The 17630-nt window shown below is 62.1% G+C and carries 19 protein-coding genes; 10 read left to right on the forward strand and 9 right to left on the reverse strand.

Features of this window, described 5'->3' with window-relative positions; all coding sequences use genetic code 11:
* Window positions 1–98: 98 nt before the first annotated feature.
* Window positions 99–1031 (reverse strand): substrate-binding domain-containing protein, encoded by a 933-nt coding sequence (locus EN859_RS25415; RefSeq protein ID WP_127855307.1) that lies wholly within the window; start codon window positions 1029–1031, stop codon window positions 99–101.
* Between the two features lie 292 nt (window positions 1032–1323).
* A complete protein-coding gene (locus tag EN859_RS25420; RefSeq protein WP_127855306.1) occupies window positions 1324–2481 on the reverse strand; it encodes a fumarylacetoacetate hydrolase family protein in 1158 nt (385 codons plus the stop codon).
* Window positions 2482–2766: 285 nt separating this feature from the next.
* On the opposite strand from EN859_RS25420, the gene EN859_RS25425 reads away from it, so the two are divergent.
* From EN859_RS25425 to EN859_RS25440, 4 genes are all read left to right on the forward strand, one after another.
* Entirely contained in the window at window positions 2767–3111 is a 345-nt protein-coding gene (locus tag EN859_RS25425) for a TOBE domain-containing protein (protein WP_245525703.1), read from the forward strand.
* Window positions 3112–3148: 37 nt separating this feature from the next.
* Window positions 3149–4606 (forward strand): aldehyde dehydrogenase family protein, encoded by a 1458-nt coding sequence (locus tag EN859_RS25430; protein ID WP_127855305.1) that lies wholly within the window; start codon window positions 3149–3151, stop codon window positions 4604–4606.
* A gap of 332 nt (window positions 4607–4938) precedes the next feature.
* Window positions 4939–5385 carry a helix-turn-helix domain-containing protein gene (locus tag EN859_RS25435; protein WP_127855304.1) on the forward strand — a complete coding sequence of 149 codons (447 nt, stop codon included), beginning with the start codon at window positions 4939–4941 and terminating at the stop codon, window positions 5383–5385.
* 143 nt (window positions 5386–5528) lie between these two features.
* Window positions 5529–5957 (forward strand): PIN domain-containing protein, encoded by a 429-nt coding sequence (locus EN859_RS25440; protein ID WP_348632945.1) that lies wholly within the window; start codon window positions 5529–5531, stop codon window positions 5955–5957.
* A gap of 274 nt (window positions 5958–6231) precedes the next feature.
* Here the strand turns inward: EN859_RS25440 and EN859_RS25445 are convergent, their stop codons facing one another.
* Complete coding sequence (locus EN859_RS25445) at window positions 6232–6717, reverse strand: SRPBCC family protein (RefSeq protein ID WP_189502233.1); 486 nt, start codon at window positions 6715–6717, stop codon at window positions 6232–6234.
* Window positions 6714–7070, reverse strand: coding sequence for a metalloregulator ArsR/SmtB family transcription factor (locus EN859_RS25450; protein WP_127855303.1), 357 nt, complete (start codon window positions 7068–7070; stop codon window positions 6714–6716). Before EN859_RS25450 ends, EN859_RS25445 begins: the two co-directional genes overlap by 4 nt.
* A gap of 178 nt (window positions 7071–7248) precedes the next feature.
* Between EN859_RS25450 and EN859_RS25455 the strand changes: the two genes are divergently transcribed.
* On the forward strand, window positions 7249–7602 hold the full coding sequence (locus EN859_RS25455) for an ArsC family reductase (RefSeq protein ID WP_127855302.1): 354 nt from the start codon (window positions 7249–7251) through the stop codon (window positions 7600–7602).
* A 62-nt stretch (window positions 7603–7664) separates the two neighbouring features.
* Here the strand turns inward: EN859_RS25455 and EN859_RS25460 are convergent, their stop codons facing one another.
* The 3 genes from EN859_RS25460 to EN859_RS25470 all read right to left on the reverse strand — a co-directional run bounded on the left by EN859_RS25460 (window position 7665) and on the right by EN859_RS25470 (window position 10318).
* Window positions 7665–8021 (reverse strand): DUF488 domain-containing protein, encoded by a 357-nt coding sequence (locus EN859_RS25460; RefSeq protein ID WP_127855301.1) that lies wholly within the window; start codon window positions 8019–8021, stop codon window positions 7665–7667.
* Between the two features lie 44 nt (window positions 8022–8065).
* Window positions 8066–9322, reverse strand: coding sequence for an aminopeptidase (locus tag EN859_RS25465; protein ID WP_127855300.1), 1257 nt, complete (start codon window positions 9320–9322; stop codon window positions 8066–8068).
* A gap of 81 nt (window positions 9323–9403) precedes the next feature.
* Window positions 9404–10318 (reverse strand): LysR substrate-binding domain-containing protein, encoded by a 915-nt coding sequence (locus tag EN859_RS25470; RefSeq protein WP_127855299.1) that lies wholly within the window; start codon window positions 10316–10318, stop codon window positions 9404–9406.
* A gap of 98 nt (window positions 10319–10416) precedes the next feature.
* Between EN859_RS25470 and EN859_RS25475 the strand changes: the two genes are divergently transcribed.
* The 3 genes from EN859_RS25475 to sbmA all read left to right on the forward strand — a co-directional run bounded on the left by EN859_RS25475 (window position 10417) and on the right by sbmA (window position 13310).
* Entirely contained in the window at window positions 10417–10626 is a 210-nt protein-coding gene (locus EN859_RS25475) for a hypothetical protein (protein ID WP_127855298.1), read from the forward strand.
* Window positions 10627–10815: 189 nt separating this feature from the next.
* A complete protein-coding gene (locus EN859_RS25480) occupies window positions 10816–11931 on the forward strand; it encodes a YbfB/YjiJ family MFS transporter (protein ID WP_189502237.1) in 1116 nt (371 codons plus the stop codon).
* Window positions 11932–12050: 119 nt separating this feature from the next.
* Window positions 12051–13310, forward strand: a complete 1260-nt coding sequence (gene sbmA / locus EN859_RS25485) for a peptide antibiotic transporter SbmA (RefSeq protein WP_127855296.1) — start codon at window positions 12051–12053, stop codon at window positions 13308–13310.
* A 24-nt stretch (window positions 13311–13334) separates the two neighbouring features.
* Here sbmA and EN859_RS25490 read toward each other — a convergent pair whose 3' ends face one another.
* On the reverse strand, window positions 13335–14339 hold the full coding sequence (locus EN859_RS25490) for a polysaccharide deacetylase (RefSeq protein ID WP_127855295.1): 1005 nt from the start codon (window positions 14337–14339) through the stop codon (window positions 13335–13337).
* Between the two features lie 195 nt (window positions 14340–14534).
* Between EN859_RS25490 and EN859_RS25495 the strand changes: the two genes are divergently transcribed.
* Both EN859_RS25495 and der read left to right on the forward strand, forming a co-directional pair.
* Entirely contained in the window at window positions 14535–15200 is a 666-nt protein-coding gene (locus EN859_RS25495; protein WP_127855294.1) for a tetratricopeptide repeat protein, read from the forward strand.
* Between the two features lie 6 nt (window positions 15201–15206).
* A complete protein-coding gene (gene der / locus EN859_RS25500) occupies window positions 15207–16637 on the forward strand; it encodes a ribosome biogenesis GTPase Der (protein WP_127855293.1) in 1431 nt (476 codons plus the stop codon).
* A gap of 30 nt (window positions 16638–16667) precedes the next feature.
* Here der and EN859_RS25505 read toward each other — a convergent pair whose 3' ends face one another.
* Complete coding sequence (locus tag EN859_RS25505; RefSeq protein ID WP_127855292.1) at window positions 16668–17588, reverse strand: LysR substrate-binding domain-containing protein; 921 nt, start codon at window positions 17586–17588, stop codon at window positions 16668–16670.
* Between the last annotated feature and the right edge of the window lie 42 nt (window positions 17589–17630).

Below are 17630 nucleotides of genomic sequence, written 5' to 3' on the forward strand. Positions count from 1 at the left end.
ATGGAATTGGCTGAAACCTGCGCGGTATCAGGCAGGCTCGACGGACCGGAAAAGACAGTCGCGACCGCGGGTGCAGTCGCGACTGTTCCGATGGCGATTTATTTACCTGACAGGATCTTGTCGTAGACCCCGGCGGTGTCCTTTTCGTAGAGCGCGCCGGTGATCACGTTGAAGCCGGGCGGGATGCCGCTGGCGGCCATGTTGGCGAGCGAAAGCGCCACATAGCTGGTCGCCTGCGGGTCCTGCCATTGCCCGGCGTTGACGTAGCCGTTCAGCACCTCCTGCGTGGTGTCGAGCGAGTTGCCCCAGCCGACGACCGGTATTTCGCCCGGCTTGATGCCGACCTGGTCGAACACCCGCTTGATCGAGCCGGTCACCAGGTCGCCGAGGCCGATGATCGCCTTAACCTTGGCCTTGTTGGCGGTGAGATAGTCGACCATGCGGCTGATCACTTCGGCCTGGTCGAGCGTGGCTTCGGTGATCTCATAGGTGATGCCAAGCGGCTCGAAGACGCTCTTGATGCCTTCCTCTTCCTGGACGCCGTAGGTGGCGCCGGGCACTTCCACCGGCATCCAGACGAAATCGCCCTTCTTCACCAGGCCCTTGTCGACCAGATATTGCGCCCAGTGCTTGCCGAAGGTGACGTTGTCGCCGCCGACATAGGCGTTGAAGTTCGCCTTTGGATCGGGCGTGTTGAAATTGATGATCGGGATATTTGCCGCGCGTGCTTCCTTGACGATCTCGACAAGGCTGCCCGGATCGGGACTGGTGGTGACGATGCCGTCGGTCTTGGCTGAGATGGCGGCGCGCACCGCCTCCTGCTGGGAGGCCACGTCGCCATTGTGGAACGAGGTGTTGACGGTATTGCCGGTGTCCTTCGCCCATTGCTTGGCGCCGGCGAGGAAGTAGGTCCAGACCGGATCGGCCGGGCCACCATGCGAAATCCAATAGAAGGTCTTGGCTTGTGCCGCCGCCGGAATGGCCAGCGCCACAATCAAGCCAAGTACAAGTAGTCTTAGCCTCGTCAGCATTTGATTTCCTCCCATGTTGAAAACTGATCTCCACCTCCGGCGACGATCACGGTCAGGACCTTGATCGTATCCTCCTGCCAGCGCCGATCTGGGTACCCTCAGAGCAATCCCTTTTTCGACCGTTGGCAAGCCTCCATCAATCAGTGGACGTTGGCGCAAACTGCGGCGCCATCAGTAATCCCATCAGATTGCATCAGTTTTCATGATATTTCCCGGCAAGCGGCCCCTCAACTTTGAATGCCGGGAACCCTGCATCTCTTGTGATAGGTGGGAATTGTTTTGGGATGAGAAGCTAGATGAGATCGGCCCTGGCGAGATCGCGCATCAGGTGGCTGGCGCCGTAGGTCCAGTGCGGGCAGTCGGGCGACAGCCGCACGCGATTGACCAGGGCGCCGAATTTTTCCGACGAGATGGTGACGATGTCGCCAACCTTGTGCGTGAAGCCCTTGCCTTTTTCACCGCGATCCTTCGACGGCACGAACATCGTGCCGAGATAGAGCGCCAGCCCGTCGGGATATTGGTGGTGCGGCCCCATGGCGGCGGCGACCAGCTCTTCCGGCGAGCGGCTGATCTCGGCCATCGAACTGGCGCCCTCCAGCGAGAACCCGTCCTCGCCCTCGACCTTCAGGCGCACGGTGGCCTGCTTCACGTCATTGATGGAAAAAGTCTCATCGAACAGCCGGATGAAGGGGCCTAGCGAAGCCGAGGCATTGTTGTCCTTGGCCTTGCCGAGCAACAGTGCCGAGCGGCCTTCTACATCGCGCAGATTGACGTCGTTGCCGAGCGTCGCGCCGATGATCCTGCCGCTGCTGGCGGCGATCACGGCGATCTCCGGCTCCGGATTGTTCCAGGTCGACACCGGATGCAGGCCGACATCGGCGCCGAAGCCGACCGAGGCCATCGGCTGGCATTTGGTGAAGATCTCGGCGTCGGGGCCGATACCGACTTCCAGATATTGCGACCAGGCGCCGCGCTGGATGAGCTTGGCCTTGATCTCCATCGCTTGCGGTGAACCCGGCTTGAGCTTCGACAAATCGTGGCCGATCAGCCCGGCAATGTCGGCACGAATGGCGTCTGCCTTCTCGGCCGAGCCGCGCGCCTGCTCCTCGATGACACGCTCGAGCAGGCTGACGACGAAGGTGACGCCCGACGCCTTGACCGCCTGCAGGTCGACCGGGGACAAAAGGTATGGCTTTCCCGGATCGCGCGCAGCCTGGAAACTGTTGGCGGCAATTGCGTCGAGCGAGCCGATCGGCTTGCCCTTGGCCGAGCGGACATGTCCTGCCGGATCCGGCAGCTCGCAAACATCGCGCACAGTCGGTGCCGTGCTCGACGTGATGTCGAAGACTTCGCCGTCGCGCACCGTGACCACCAGCGGATGGGAAGCATCGCTTGTCCTGGCGCGGCCAAGAAAGAGGCCCTCGGCGGGCAAGAGTGTTGCGTTGGTCATGGCTTGCTATTCCCTGTTGTCCTGGTCCGGCTGCGGCGGTTACCCGGCGCGGCCAATGAATGATCGAAAGATGGGGCCTGCCCGTTCGGCACGGCACTTTCAACAAATTCCCGCCAAAGGTCTATCCCGCCTCCAAGGCAAGTTTTGTCAATCTGTCCGGGCGGTCTCGGCACCGCTGGATCCCGATCGATCTTGACGTGTCCCAATGGCGAGGTGGAAACGCTCTTTCAAAATCATGAAATCGCCACTAGGATTTTCATTTGACCAAGCGCATGTAGGTGACCTTTGCTGCAGTCGCGCTATCGCTTGCGTTTTGCCGCCGGCGCCTTGCCGCTCGAAGCTACATCGGAGACTGGCGAGGCACCGGATGAAGGCGCGGTGCGCATCATCGGCGTGCGTCCGGAGGATCTTTTGGCGACGACCGAGGCCACGGCTGGCACCGCACCGGTGCGGGTCGACAGCATCGTCTTTCACGGCCGCACGTTGCGCCTGCATGCGGAGCTGGGGCAGCAGGGCACACCGGTGGTGATCGACGCACCTCGTCAGGCCGAGGGTTTTCAATTCAGCGTCGGCGACGTGGCGCATATCAGCCTGCGCCGTGGCGCTAACTGCCCTATGCTGCCCAGCTAATCTGATCCTGTCCCTTCCAGAAAAACCGGAGCATCCCATGAGCAATCATCTGAATTTCTTCATCGACGGCGAATGGGTGGCCCCTGTGGTGCCGGCAACGCTGGATGTGATCGATCCGTCCACCGAAGAGGCATACACCAAGATCTCCGTCGGCTCGAAGGCGGATGTCGATCGCGCGGTGGCGGCGGCGAAGGCAGCCTTTCCGGCCTTCTCGCAGACCAGTAAGGCCGAGCGCCTGAAGCTGCTGAAACGTATCCTCGAAGTCTACAACGAGCGCTACGAGGACATCGCGCAGACCGTTTCCCAAGAGATGGGCGCGCCGATCACCTGGGCCCGCGAGGCGCAGGCTTGGGCGGGCAGGGCGCATATGGAGGCCACCATCAAGGCGCTGGAGGACTATGAGTTCAGCGAGAAGCGCAGCACCACCATGGTGGTCAAGGAGCCGATCGGCGTCTGCGCGCTGATCACGCCGTGGAACTGGCCGCTCAACCAGATCGTCTGCAAGGTGGCGCCGGCGATCGCCGCCGGCTGCACCGTTGTCTTGAAGCCCTCCGAGATCGCGCCGATCAGCGGCATTGTCTTTTCTGAGGTGATGCAGGCAGCCGGCACGCCGAAGGGTGTCTACAACATGGTCAATGGCACCGGCCCCGATGTCGGCCAGGTCATGGCGGGCCATCCCGATGTCGATATGGTCTCGTTCACCGGCTCGACCCGGGCCGGCATCATCGTCGCCAAGACGGCGGCCGAGACGGTCAAGCGCGTCGCGCAGGAGCTTGGCGGCAAGTCGGCCAACATCGTGCTTCCCGATGCCGATTTCGAGGCGGCCGTGCGCCGGGGCGTCAACGCCTGTTTCGGCAACAGTGGCCAGTCCTGCGATGCGCCGACGCGCATGCTGGTGCCGGCTGCCCGTCACGACGAGGCGCTGACGATCGCCAGGAGGGCGGCCGAAGCGCACAAGGTGGGCGATCCGCGCTCAGAAGACACCAAGCTCGGGCCGGTGGTCAGCAATATTCAGTTCGACAAGATCCAGCGCCTGATCGAGGCCGGCATCGCCGAAGGCGCGACGCTGGTCACCGGCGGCCCCGGCCGGCCGGAGCACCTCAACCGTGGTTATTATGTGCGGCCGACGGTCTTCGGCCACGTCACGCCCGGCATGACAATCGAAAAGGAAGAGATTTTCGGGCCGGTGCTCTCCGTCATCTCCTATGAGGACGACGACGATGCGGTGAAGATCGCCAACGATACCGTCTACGGCCTCGCCGCCTACGTGCAATCCAAGGATATCGACCATGCGCGGAAAATCGCCGGGCGTCTGCGCGCCGGGCAGATCTCGATCAACTATCCAGAGTGGGACACGTTCGCGCCCTTTGGCGGCTACAAGCAGTCCGGCAACGGCCGCGAATATGCCGACTGGGCGATCCACGATTTCCTCGAAGTGAAGGGCATTATCGGTTACGGGCCTAACTCTCCGGAAATTCCCAAGCTTGGACAGTAAGCGCCGTAATAGGTGGTTTGCGAGCGCTGGTTGCTTCCAGGCATCAGCGCTCGCCTCGTTCTTGCTTGATTTGTTCCCTTTTTGTTCTCGCGGCGATATATGGTTGACATGGGATAGGAATATCCCTTTCAAGCCGGCCTTGAATGCATGATTGTTTGATCACGCTATCAGTTTCGATGGTCATCGTTTTGAAATTGCACAATTTTTTTGATGGTGAGAATGGGAACGAAAAGGGTTCCAATTAAGTAATGGATTGCGTTTATTGCGGTTGTTGCGGATATTGCGGTTGTTGATTCGAGATGCTATATCGAGATCACACAAAGGAAATCAACATGACCACGCTGTTGGAACGACCGATCTTGCCATCGGCCGACGATGCCGAATTGGCTGCACAGGCCAGCCGCCAGCTTTCGCGTGCCAAACACGAAGGTGCAGAACTGCGCGTTCAAGTGGATGGTGGCGAGGTGCTTCGGCTTCCCAAGGCCGTGAGTGAGTTGCTGTACCACCTGCTAACTGAGATGGCGCAGGGGAATGCCGTTACGCTAGTCCCAATCCATGCGGAGCTGACAACGCAAGAGGCTGCTGATTATCTGAATGTCTCTCGCCCGTACCTAATTCGCTTGCTTGAGGAGGGTAAGGTGAAGTTCAACATGGTTGGAACCCATAGGCGCATCAAGTTTGGCGACTTAGAAGCCTTCCGTAAGTCTAATGAGGATGAGCGAAAGCGCGTAATGGATGACTTGGCCGCCCAAGCCCAGGAATTGGGGATGGGCTATTAAGAAGTCTAGCTACACGGCGCTAATTGACGCTTGTGCACTTTACCCGGCCCCGCTGCGTGATTTCCTCGTGGAACTCGCAGCGGGAAGGTTTATTCCGCGCTAAATGGACGGAACAGATCCATGGTGAGTGGATCAGGAACGTCTTGGAAAATCGTCCCGACCTAACATTAGCTCAACTCACCCGCACCAAAGACCTCATGAACCGCGCGATTTTGGATTGCGAGATTCAAGGCTTTGAAGAACTCATGGCTGGCCTAAGTCTTCCCGACAAAGGCGATCACCATGTCCTGGCCGCCGCAATCCATGGCAGCTGCGACGCGATTGTGACCTTCAATCTGAAGGATTTCCCCGCGGACTACCTCGCAAAATACCAACTTGAGGTAATTCATCCCGACGACTTCATATTTCACCAATTCGGGCCTAACACCGCCGCTGTACTCGTTGCCGCTCAAAGATGCCGAGCGCGCCTGAAAAACCCGCCCAGAACCGCCGAAGAGTACCTAGATACCTTAGAAAAGCAGGGTTTGCCCAAAACGGTTGCCGAACTCAGAAAATATGCGGCTGTGATCTAATCCTTCCGCTCTCGCTGGCGGCGCACCAATTCCTTTATCTGCTCGGCCGTCAATTTCAGCGCACGGGCGGCTAAACGAGCGGGCGGGGAGTGATCCCCGCCCAAACTCTATCTTATGGCACGCGGTCGCGAAATAGCCCGCCACGTGCGGTTCAAGATGGACCATACAAAGGCTCCAGTCCCCGGTAACAACCAGTCCGGGTCTGGCCGCTCCCAAACGGAAGGGCCACGACGATTCCGTGGCCGCCATGTAAACGCGAGCAGGTGCCGCCGCCTCAGATCGTCTTGACATATACCGCAAGCTGATCGAGCACCGTGCCCCAACCTGCGTAAAAGCCCATCTCCTCATGGCTCTTGCGTGTCGCTTCATCCCGGTGGATGGCGGTCGCGGTGTAGCGCGTCGCCTTACCTTCCGGCTGCAGTGCTATGACCGCGGTCAGGAACGGATCCGTCGACGGGCGATAGCCGGGCAGCAGCGCATCGGTCCACACCAGCAGCTCATTGGGGATGATCTCGAGGTAGCAGCAACGCCTGTCGTTGACCTCCTTGCCGTCCGGCGATTGCATGCGGGTCCTGAACAGGCCGCCGGGGCGCAGGTCGATCTCGCACTCGGTGATTACCCAGGGCGCTGGCGTGAACCATTGGCGGACATGCTCGGGCTTCGTCCAGGCGGTCCAGACCAGTTCTCGCGGCGCCTCGATGACGCGTTCGATGACGAGATCCAGTTTCGGGTCGGGCTTGAACAGCGGGGCCACATTCATGTGTTTCTCTCCTTGAGTTTCAGGACATAGTCGTCGAACTGGTCGAGGCGGCGTTCCCAAAGCGCGCGCTGCTCGGCCAGCCAGTTTTCCGCAAGCTTCAGTGACTCAGGCGCAAGCCGATAAGTTCTCACGCGCCCGGTCTTTTCGGAGCGCACCAGCCCGCAGCCTTCCAGAACCTTCAGATGTTCGACGAAGGAGGGCAGGGCCATGTCGAACGGCTGGGCAAGCTCGCTGACCGAGGCAGGACTTCTGTTCAGCCGCTCCACCACACGCCTGCGTGTCGGGTCGGCGAGAGCGCGGAAGATGCCGTCGATCGGTGGGGCGCCGCGTGTTGCAGTCTGCAGGCTTGTCATGGCCCATTCCTTCTTCACGGCCACTGCACGCGGCCAAGATGGTTCGGTATACTTAGGGAAATTCCTTAGTATTGGCAAGCCCCAAAAATTGGGATGCCAGCGGGGCCGCTGGCAAAGTGACGAGCGCGGTTTTAGGCTGCGGTCAGATTCGAATACGATCAGTCCGAGGGACCCCGTTTTGACGATCACGATGTACGGCATCACCAACTGCGACACGATCAAGAAGGCGCGCACCTGGCTGGAAAGCCACGATGTCGCCTACCAGTTCCATGACTACCGGGTCGAAGGTCTGGACGCGGATCGGCTGAATGGCTGGTCCGGCAAGGTCGGGTGGGAAATCCTGCTCAACAAGGCGAGCACAACGTTTCGCGAATTGCCGGACAAGGACAAGCTGAGCCTCGACGAGAACAAGGCTAAGGCGCTGATGCTGGCCAAGCCGACAATGATCAAGCGGCCGGTGCTGGAACTTGGCGACCGCGTCCTCGTCGGGTTCAAGCCGGATGTTTATCAGCAGGCGGTGGGTGTGAAGTAGCCGCGATCCAAAGGAGGCTTTTCACGCCTCTCCCTTCGTCATCCTTAGGCGGCGATGCCGCCTCAACCCATTCCCCGCAGATAATTCGCCAGCGCCACCGCATTATTATGCAACTCGTCATGAGCGCCGTAGAGCAGCGTCACCCGGCCTTTGCCGAGCAGGGCGCGCAACTGGCCGACCGCCTCGCCGTTGCTGTCCAGCTCGGCGCGATATCGTTGCTGGAATTCCGCCCAGCGCGCCGGCTCATGGCCGAACCATTTGCGCAATTCATCACTCGGCGCGATGTCCTTCAGCCATAGCGTCAGCGCAGCGTCATCTTTGCGGACGCCGCGCGGCCATACACGATCTACGAGTACTCGCTGCCCGTCGCTGGACGCGGGCGGCTCATAGACGCGCTTGACCGCGATATCGAGCCCCATTGCCAACTCCGCATAGGCCGCATGACTACTTTGCCGGCGGCTCCTTACGCCCACTCGCCCTTGCGCATGACCGGCACGCGGCTGCCGTCCTTATGCACGCCGTCTATGTCGATCTTGTCCGAACCGATCATCCAGTCGATATGGATGAAGCTCTTGTTGCCGCCGCGCGCCGCGATCTCGTCCTGGCTGAGCGAGGCGCCGTCGACGAAACACTTCGAATAGCACTGGCCGAGCGCGATGTGGCAGGCGGCATTCTCGTCGAACAGCGTATTGAGGAACAGCAGGCCGCTCTTCGAGATCGGCGAGGAATGCGGCACCAGCGCCACCTCGCCGAGACGGCGCGAGCCTTCATCGGTGTCGAGCACCTTCTGCAGCACATCCTCGCCGCGGCTGGCCTTGGCCTCGACGATGCGCCCGTCCTCGAAACGCACCGCAATGCCTTCGATCAGTGTGCCTTGGTAGGACAGCGGTTTGGTGCTCGAAACATGGCCCTCGACACGCCTGGCATGCGGCGTGGTGAACACCTCTTCTGTCGGGATGTTGGGGTTGCAGGTGACGCCGTTCTTGGCGGTCGAGGCGCCGCCCATCCATTCATGGCCGTCGGCCAGCCCGACGGTCAGGTCGGTGCCCGGTCCGGTGAAATGCAGCGCATGGAAATTATGGCCGTTGAGCCATTCGGTGCGGCCCTTCAAGGTCGCATTGTGCGCCTTCCAGTTGTCGATCGGATCCTCGACGTCCACCCGCGAGGCGGCAAAGATGGCGTCGGCGAGTTTCACCACCGCGACGTCTTCGGCGTCGTCCGGGAACACCTGCCTGGCCCAGGCCGGATCAGGATAGGCGACGATATTCCAGTTGATGTCGAAGCCGGTGATCTTCTCCAGCGCCGGCTGGTAGGCGATCGAATTCGCTTTGTTGGCGCGTGATACCTTCGCCGGATCCTGCGCCGACAGCAGCGACGGGTCCTCGCCGCGCACGGCAAGCCTGGCCGCATTGTTGGCGAAGGCCTTCGCCATGCCTTCATAGAGCCAGCCGGCGGCGCGGTCGAAGCCGGCATCCGCCCCATAGCGGAAGCGTGCCAGAGTGATCTCGTCGTCGTTGAAGATCGGCGTCACCAGGCCGGCACCTGCCTTGTAGGCGTGCTCGATGATCCGTCGTGTCAGCGGCAGGGCTTCGATCGACGACGTCAGCACCAGATCCTGCCCCGGCTGCAATTGCAGCCCGACCTTGATGGCAACCTCGGCCAGCCTGTCGAGCTTCACCGGGTCGATCGTTGCGGAAACGCCGCGCGAATGTGTGGTCATGATCTGCCTGCCGTGTTGTGGGACTATTTCTTACATAGACCGGCGTCGCCGCCCTTTCCACCGCGATTGCGCCGGGTAGGTTCAGTCCGTGCTTTCGAACGACCTGAACTGCGCCATGGTCGCTTCTATCTCTTCCCGCACCCAGATCTTGAAATCCCTGACCTTGCGGCTTTCGCTCTTGGCGGCCGAGGTCACCAGCCAGTAGCCGAGGCCGCTCTGGGCACGCACACCGAAGGGCGCGACAAGGCGGCCGTCGGCCAGCGCGTCGGCGGCCAGCAATTGCCAGCCGAGCATGACGCCGTGGCCGGCGATCGCCGATTCCAGGCAAAGCATCGGGTCGGTGAAGCGCGCGCCCTTGAGGAAGGTGACCGGCTTTACTCCGGCGGCCTCGAACCAGCTCTCCCAACTGATCATCGCCCTTTCGTCGGTGATTGCGCAGGTTAGAGCGAGGTCTTCGATCAATTTCAGCTTCCTGGCGATAACCGGGGCACAGACCGGGAAGACTTCCTGCTCCAGCAGCAATTCCGCCCGCGCCCCCGGCCATTTGCCGTCGCCGAGCCGGATGGCGACGTCGATGTCGGAGTGGTCGAGATCGGCAATCCGCACCGAGGCGTCGATGCGCAAAAGCACATCCGGATGCCGGGCAAAGTGCCGCGACAATCTCGGCAGCAGCCACTTCGAGGCGAAGGCCGGCGCCACCGAAACCACCAGCGTGCATTCGGATGCTTCGTCGGCGAGTGCTATCGCCTGCGCCAACTCGCGAAAGCCCGCGCCGAGCCTGGCCGTGAAGACCGCGCCGAACTCGGTAAGCACGAGCCCGCTCGGCGTCCGTTCGAACAGCGCCCGGCCGAGCTGCTTCTCTGTCCGGTTGATCTGCTGGCTGACGGCGCTGACAGAGACATGGAGCTCGCCGGCCGCCGCCGAAAGCGATCCCAGCCGGGCGACGGTTTCCACCGCGCGCAGGCCGTTAAGATGGACGCGGTTCAGCATAGCCATACAGTTTTTCTAAACCAGCGCGGTCGAAATCTCAATTGAAACATGGGGCAGAGCTGCAGATTTTAAGGAAGCCAATCAGACCTGAGGAGGCAAATCTATTGAAGATTTTATCATGGCTCAGGATCTTTCCCGCCGGCGCGCGGCAAGACCAGCGATCCGAAGGCGAGACCGTCAGGTGGGTGGCTGATCCGCTGTCGCATCCGGCTCTGGACGTCATGTCGGAGCGCGAGCTCGGCGACGTGCCATTCAGGTTGACGGCACGGCGCACTGCCTACGAGACGGACGCTGTACAGGCCAGCTGCGGCTGAACTCGCTGAAACGCTAGCAGTAGCTCTTCGCCCTCTGCGGCTGGTGCGGGCAAATAGAAGTCGATTGCCAACCGCCGTTGCGAAGCGTTCTGGCCCAACAAAAGCGGATTGTCTCATCCGTCAGCGCACCTATTGTGCGCCGCTGTGGAAACCGCCTTGCCGTCACCTTTGCGTCTTGCCTTCGCCGGCATGATTGCCCTGGCCGTCGCCATGGGCATCGGCCGCTTCGTCTACACGCCGATCCTGCCCGGCATGATGGAGGAGCTTGGCCTGTCGCCGGCCGATGCCGGCTGGATCGCATCCGCCAACTATCTCGGCTACCTCATTGGCGCGCTTGCGGCGGCCGGCGGCTGGGCGCACGGGCGCGAGCGCATGCTGATGCTGGCCGGCCTTGTCGCCAGCGCCGTCCTCGCCGGACTGATGGGCCTGACCGGGAGCATGGCTGCCTTTCTGACAATCCGCTTTCTTGCCGGTCTGGCCAGCGCCTTCGTCATGGTGTTCATGTCCAGCATAGTCTTTGGTCATTTGGCGGCGACCAACCGAAACAACCTGCAGGCGCTGCATTTCGGCGGCGTCGGCTTGGGTATCGCAGCGTCCTCGGCGATGATGGCGATCCTGGTCACCGAACATGCCGGCTGGCCAGCGGGTTGGCTGTGGTCCGCCGCCATTTCCGCCTGCGGCTTTGCCGCAGTGGCATTGTTTGTCGGCGGCGCCGCGACCACCAACGGCAACGAAGGCCGCGAACCGGCGCTGCCGAAAGACCGCTCGCTGGTGAAGGTCATTGTCGCCTACGGCCTGTTCGGCTTCGGCTATGTGGTGACGGCGACGTTCCTGGTCGCCATCGTCCGCCAGGGCGGCGGCAGCCGCGTCTTCGAAGCCATGGTCTGGATGGTCACCGGCCTTGCCGCATTTCCATCGCTCTGGTTCTGGCAAAAGGTCGCAGCAAGGATCGGGCTCTATTCGGCCTATGCCGTGGCTTGCCTGCTCGAGGCGGTTGGCGTCACCGCGAGCGTCGCCATGGGCGGATCGATCGGGCCGTTGCTCGGCGGGTTTCTACTTGGAGGCACCGTCATCGCCATCACCGCATTTGGCCTGCAGACTGCGCGGCTGCTTGCCCCGCAAGCGCCGCGGCGGACTTTCGCGGTGACGACGGCCTCCTTCAGCCTCGGCCAGATCATCGGCCCGGTCGTCGCCGGGCTGCTTGCGCAGGCATCGGGCAGCTTCTTCCTGGCGTCGATCATGGCCGCTGCCGTCTTGCTCGCCTCCGGTGCGATCGCCTGGTCGGCTGCGCCAAAATCGCCATGATTATGGTTTTGCTCGGTGCCGGGGCATAGGCCACCATTTTCTTTCCAGTCGATGTGTGACTTTATGCCCGTCGAACAGCAACGCCGCTGATTTGCGGATCGACCGGGGATTTCGTCACAGTGTTTGTATCCTTCTTTCCACAGCCGAAGCTGTTCTTCACTTCGGCGGCCGCCTGGAGTCTTGCCGCGATCCTGTTCTGGTTTTTCGCCGGTGAACAATTGGGAGCTGTTTTTGGGCTGCCGCCTGCTGCTCTTGACGCGCCGCCCATCATCGGCATCGCCGTGCTCTGGTCGAAACCGTTCCTGTGGTTTTATCTCTATTTCGCTTTTTGCGTCGCTGCCTTCTACGCGTTCTGGAACTGGTACGCGCCACACCCGTGGCAGGGCTGGTCGATTTTGATGACGGCTGTCATCTTGTTTCTCATCTATTTCAACGTGCAGGTCAGTGTCGCCGTCAATACCTGGTACGGTCCTTTTTATGACTACATTCAGGGACTGATGTCGGGCACCATCAAGTCGACCGCCGCAGAGTTTTATATCGGGCTAGGCAGCTTCGCCTGGCTTGCACTGGTCGGTATGAACGTGCAGGTGGTCAACGCCTTCATCGTCAGCCACTGGATCTTCCGCTGGCGCACGGCGATGAACGACTACTTCGTTCAGAACTGGAGCAGGCTGCGCCACATCGAAGGCGCCTCGCAACGTATTCAGGAAGATACGATGCGGTTCTCGCAGATCATGGAAGATCTGGGCTCCAGCTTTGTCCAGTCGATCATGACATTGATCGCATTCCTCCCGGTCATGATCCAGTTGCAGACCCATATCAGCGAACTGCCGATTGTCGGTGCGATCCCTCAGCCTCTTGTGTTTGCCGCCCTGGCCTGGTGTTTGTTCGGAACGGTTTCGGTCATGGTTGCAGGTCTGAAGTTACCTGGGCTGCAGTTTCGCAACCAGCGTGTTGAGGCCGCCTATCGCAAGGAGCTCGTCTACGGCGAAGATAATGCGGACAGGGCCCAACCCGCAACCACCGCCGAGCTGTTCTCCAATGTCCGTCACAACTATTTCAGGCTCTATTTTCACTACATTTATTTCAATGTGGTGCGTTACACCTATCTGCAGGCCGACGGTATCTTCTCCATGTTGATCCTGGGGCCATCCTTTGTGGCCCATAAGATCAGTTTCGGGGCGTTTAGCCAGATCTCCAATGCATTCAGCCGCGTAACCGGGTCGCTCCAATTCCTGCTCACGTCCTGGTCGACCATTGTCGAATTGCAATCGGTCCACAAACGCCTACGCGCCTTCGAGGCGACGCTGGAAGGCGAGCCGCTGCCGGATATCGATCAGCGTTATCTCCAGCGCCAAGGCGCCGAGGACCCGGCCTGATTTTTGGAGGATGACGTGGGCGGCTCAGCCGCCCACCGCCGCCACCTGCTTTGCGTCGTGCCGCGAAACATAATCGCGAAAGCTGATGCACTCGACATCGGCCTTGACGCAGACCTCGCCGGTAAAGCGCTCCAGCGCGTTCCAATAGGCGCCGTCGTTCATCAGCGCGAAATGGAAGCCGAGCTCTAGCGGAATGCGCTTGCCGGCATATTGCGCATCGAAGGCGGCGCGGAAGGCGTCATAGGTGCGGTCGGCGAATTCGGCGGCCATGCTCGGCCGCTCGAAACCGCCGGAATGGCGGACATAGAGATTGTAGTCCATGGCGATCACCGGCCTTGAACTCGGGCCTTCCGGGATCTGCGGCAGCGAAAAGCGGGTGATGCCGTTCGCGGTCGGTGGTTCGACCGGGCCGCGCGAGACGCCGCTTGCGTCGAACCGGAAGCCCGCCGCCGGCAGCGCCTCGTAGAGCGCCCTGTTTGCCGACAGGTAGGGCGCACGGAAGCCGACCACCGCCTTGCTGGCGAACTCGCGCCAGCCCGCGGGTTCGGGCGCAATTCCGTTGATCGAATAGGCGTTCTGCAGGACGTGTTCGAACGAGCCGAACTCGCTCAGCCAGTCGGCCTTGCTCCAGTCCTTGCCGTCGAAATGGCCGCAGCCATGGCTGCCGATATCGTGGCCTTCCGAGATGGCAAGGTTGATCTGCCCGAGCCGCTCAGCAACCTCCTGTTTTGACGCGGCAAAGCCGATATTCGATTTGCCTGATGTCTTGCCGGGCGCCGTATATTCATTTCGCGTCTGCGGCGACAGCAGGAAGACGCAGGAGACGAAATAGGTGAAATGTGCGCCGGTACGCGCGGCCAGCGCCCGACTGCGCTTCCACTGCGAAATATCGCGGGCGCTGTCGAACGAGATGATGATGACCTGCTTCGGCTTTGCTGGCACTGGTGCTGCAGGCGGATCGGCGAAGGCCGTGCCGGCAGCGGCAAGCGACGCGATGGAGAACGCAACAACGCGGGACAAACGAGGCATCGGCATCTGGTCTGGAAACGAGGGCGGTTCGAGGACCGGCTATCGGCGAAATGTGGCGCGGGTGCGGTCGCTCTTTGCGGGCCGCCTCTCCTGCTCTTAGCCGATTTTCCTGCCGAACCCCTTCCATGCCGACAAAATTTCGCTAAAACGCGGGCTCATCAACCGCCCCGGCCGGGGCAGGAATGGTTTTGATCCATGTCGGACGACAGTTTTATCCGCGAAGTCAACGAAGAGATTCGTCGCGAGCAGGCGCAAGCGTTGTGGGACCGCTTCGGTCCTGCCTTGCTTGTGCTTGCAGTGCTGGTGGTGGTTGGAACCGCCGCCGCCGTCGGCTATCGCTATTGGGACGAGACCCGCTCCAATCGCTCCGGCGATGCCTTCTCGCAGGCGCTGAAGCTCGCCAATGACGGCAAGAGCGACGAAGCGCTGGCCGCCCTCGATGCGCTGGAAAAGGACGGCTACGGCGCTTATCCGCTGCTCGCCCGTATGCGTGCGGCAACCGTCAAGGCGGACAAGGGCGACTTCGCCGCCGCCGTCAAGGATTTTGACGACGTCGCCGCCGACACGGCCATTCCCTCCGGCATTCGCGATATGGCGCGCCTCAGGGCGGCGCTGCTGCTGGTCGATCACGGTTCCTTCGCCGACGTCTCCAGCCGCGTCGAGGCGCTCACCGCCGACACCAACACGCTGCGCCATACGGCGCGCGAGGCGCTTGGCCTAGCCGCCTGGAAGGAAGGCAAGACGGCCGATGCGCTGAAACTGTTCGACCAGATCGCCTCGGATGACGGCGCCCCGCGCAACGCGCGCCAGCGGGCGACGTTGATGTCCGAGCTGATCCGCGGCTCGGGCAGCGCGTCGTAATGCCGGATGAGCTTCAAAGTCGCCATCATCGGCCGGCCTAACGTCGGCAAATCGACCCTTTTCAATCGGCTTGTGGGAAGGAAGCTGGCGCTTGTCGACGACACGCCGGGCGTTACCCGCGACCGTCGCGTTCACGCCGCCAAGCTCTACGACCTCAATTTCGACGTCATCGACACCGCCGGCTTCGAGGATGCTGCTGCCGCGACGCTGCCGGGCCGCATGCGTGCGCAGACCGAGATCGCCATCCGCGAGGCCGACCTGATCTTCTTTACCATCGATGCCAAGTCCGGCCTGATGCCTGACGACAAGACCTTCGCCGAGATCGTGCGCAAGTCCGGTAAGCCGGTTGTCGTCGTCGCCAACAAGGCCGAGGCGCGAGGCGCCCAAGGCGGCATGCTGGAGGCCTGGGAACTCGGCCTTGGCGAGCCGATCCCGGTTTCAGCCGAACATGGCCAGGGCATCCCCGACCTGCGCGACGCGGTGATCGCGGCGCTGGGGGAGGCGCGCGCCTTCGGCGAGGAAGAGGGCGGCGAGGAAGAGATCGCCGCCAGCGAAGTGCTGATCGGCGAGGATATCACCGACCCGGATGCCGAGCCGAGCTATGACGACACCAAGCCGATGCGCATCGCCGTCGTCGGCCGTCCGAATTCCGGCAAGTCGACGCTGATCAACGCGCTGATCGGCGAGGAGCGGCTCTTGACCGGGCCGGAGGCCGGCATCACCCGCGATTCCATCTCCGTCGACTGGGATTGGCACGGCCGTCGCCTGAAACTGTTCGACACCGCCGGCATGCGCCGCAAGGCCAGGATTCACGAAAAGCTTGAGGTGATGTCGGTGCAGGATGGCTTGCGCGCCGTCCGCTTTGCCGAAATCGTCATCATCGTGCTCGACGCCACCATCCCTTTCGAGAAGCAGGATCTGCAGATTGCCGACCTGATCATCCGCGAGGGTCGCGCACCGGTGATCGCCTTCAACAAATGGGACCTGATCGACAACCCGCAGGAGCTTCTGGCGGAACTGCGCGAGAAGACCGAGCGGCTGCTGCCGCAGGCCCGCGGTATCCAGGCGGTGCCGGTCTCGGCCGAGACCGGGCGCGGCCTCGACAAGCTGATGGACGCCGTCATCAGGACGCACCGGGTGTGGAACAGTCGCGTCTCGACCGGCAAGCTCAACCGCTGGCTGGAAGGCATCCTGGCGCATCACCCGCCGCCCGCCGTCGCCGGGCGCCGGCTGAAGATCAAATATGTCACGCAGGCCAAGACGCGCCCGCCGGGCTTCGTCGTCTCGTGCTCGCGGCCCGACGCGATGCCGCAATCCTATGTCCGCTATCTCTCGAACAGCCTGCGCGAGGCCTTCGACATGCCCGGCGTGCCGATACGCATCGCTCTGCGCGCCTCGGAGAACCCGTTCGCCAGCAGGGCGAAGAAACGCCACTGAGCGCCGCCGCGCTTCCGGCCTTTTTTGGCGTCAAGCCGCGCTTCGCAAACCGCTATGCATCTGCGCACTTTCGGGCAGCGATTCCAGCGCCGCCTGCAGCAGGATGTCGGCGAGGCGCTCCGCCACAGGGTCGAGCTCGGCCTCCTTGCGGTGCAGGAACAGCGCCATCCCAGGCAAGGCAGGCAGCCCCAGAACCTCCGGCTCCATCACCCTGACATTGGCCGGCAGGCCGATGTCGGTGCGGATCGTCAGTCCGAGCCCGGCAGCGACCGCTGCCCAGATGCCGCTAAGGCTCGGGCTGGAGAAAGCCATCCGCCACGACAAGCCGGCGCGGTCGAGTGCTTCCGTCGCCGCGGTGCGCAGCAGGCAAGGCGCTTCCAGCGCCACCAGCGGCAGCGCCTCGCCATCGCGCAGGCCGGTCCCGATCGGTTTTGCCGGACCGATCCAGCGCATCTGGACATCGGCGACAGGCTGGCTGTAGGGCAGCTTCTCTCCATTGTGCCAGGCGAGCGCGATGTCGAGGCTGCCTGACGTGATCCGTTCGGCGAGTTCGTAACTGCGCGCGATCCTGGCTTCGATCTTGACCTTGGGGTGGGCACGGGCGAAGCGCCCGAGCACCTCCGGCAGCACCGCCTCGCCGAAATCCTCCTGCAGGCCGAGCCGTACCCAGCCTTCCAGCTCCACGTCATGGATGGCGGACGCGGCCTCGTCATTGAGCTCGATCAGCCGGCGCGCATAGCCGAGCATGGTTTCGCCGGCTTCCGTCAGCGCCAGGCCGCGCCCCGATTTGCGGAAGATCGGCGTCGCCGCCTGCTCCTCCAGCTTCTTCAACTGCGCGCTGATCGCCGAGGTCGAGCGGCCGAGCCGGTCGGCGGCCTTGGCGAAGCTGCCCAGCTCCATGCCGGTGACGAAGCTTCTGAGAACGTCGAGGTCGAAGGTAACGCGTCGCATGGCAATAATCCCAATTTTTGGAACATTACATCCAGAACTTCC

It is taken from the genome of Mesorhizobium sp. M00.F.Ca.ET.216.01.1.1 (assembly GCF_004010325.2).
Lineage (GTDB): Bacteria > Pseudomonadota > Alphaproteobacteria > Rhizobiales > Rhizobiaceae > Mesorhizobium.

What these genes read in the sequence shown, in the direction of transcription:
- EN859_RS25415 (WP_127855307.1), bottom strand. Translation starts at nt 1,031, where the DNA reads ATGCTGACGAGGCTAAGACTACTTGTACTTGGCTTGATTGTGGCGCTG.
- EN859_RS25420 (WP_127855306.1), bottom strand. Translation starts at nt 2,481, where the DNA reads ATGACCAACGCAACACTCTTGCCCGCCGAGGGCCTCTTTCTTGGCCGC.
- EN859_RS25430 (WP_127855305.1), top strand. Translation starts at nt 3,149, where the DNA reads ATGAGCAATCATCTGAATTTCTTCATCGACGGCGAATGGGTGGCCCCT.
- EN859_RS25435 (WP_127855304.1), top strand. Translation starts at nt 4,939, where the DNA reads ATGACCACGCTGTTGGAACGACCGATCTTGCCATCGGCCGACGATGCC.
- EN859_RS25445 (WP_189502233.1), bottom strand. Translation starts at nt 6,717, where the DNA reads ATGAATGTGGCCCCGCTGTTCAAGCCCGACCCGAAACTGGATCTCGTC.
- EN859_RS25450 (WP_127855303.1), bottom strand. Translation starts at nt 7,070, where the DNA reads ATGACAAGCCTGCAGACTGCAACACGCGGCGCCCCACCGATCGACGGC.
- EN859_RS25460 (WP_127855301.1), bottom strand. Translation starts at nt 8,021, where the DNA reads ATGGGGCTCGATATCGCGGTCAAGCGCGTCTATGAGCCGCCCGCGTCC.
- EN859_RS25465 (WP_127855300.1), bottom strand. Translation starts at nt 9,322, where the DNA reads ATGACCACACATTCGCGCGGCGTTTCCGCAACGATCGACCCGGTGAAG.
- EN859_RS25470 (WP_127855299.1), bottom strand. Translation starts at nt 10,318, where the DNA reads ATGGCTATGCTGAACCGCGTCCATCTTAACGGCCTGCGCGCGGTGGAA.
- EN859_RS25480 (WP_189502237.1), top strand. Translation starts at nt 10,816, where the DNA reads ATGATTGCCCTGGCCGTCGCCATGGGCATCGGCCGCTTCGTCTACACG.
- EN859_RS25490 (WP_127855295.1), bottom strand. Translation starts at nt 14,339, where the DNA reads ATGCCTCGTTTGTCCCGCGTTGTTGCGTTCTCCATCGCGTCGCTTGCC.
- EN859_RS25495 (WP_127855294.1), top strand. Translation starts at nt 14,535, where the DNA reads ATGTCGGACGACAGTTTTATCCGCGAAGTCAACGAAGAGATTCGTCGC.
- der (WP_127855293.1), top strand. Translation starts at nt 15,207, where the DNA reads ATGAGCTTCAAAGTCGCCATCATCGGCCGGCCTAACGTCGGCAAATCG.
- EN859_RS25505 (WP_127855292.1), bottom strand. Translation starts at nt 17,588, where the DNA reads ATGCGACGCGTTACCTTCGACCTCGACGTTCTCAGAAGCTTCGTCACC.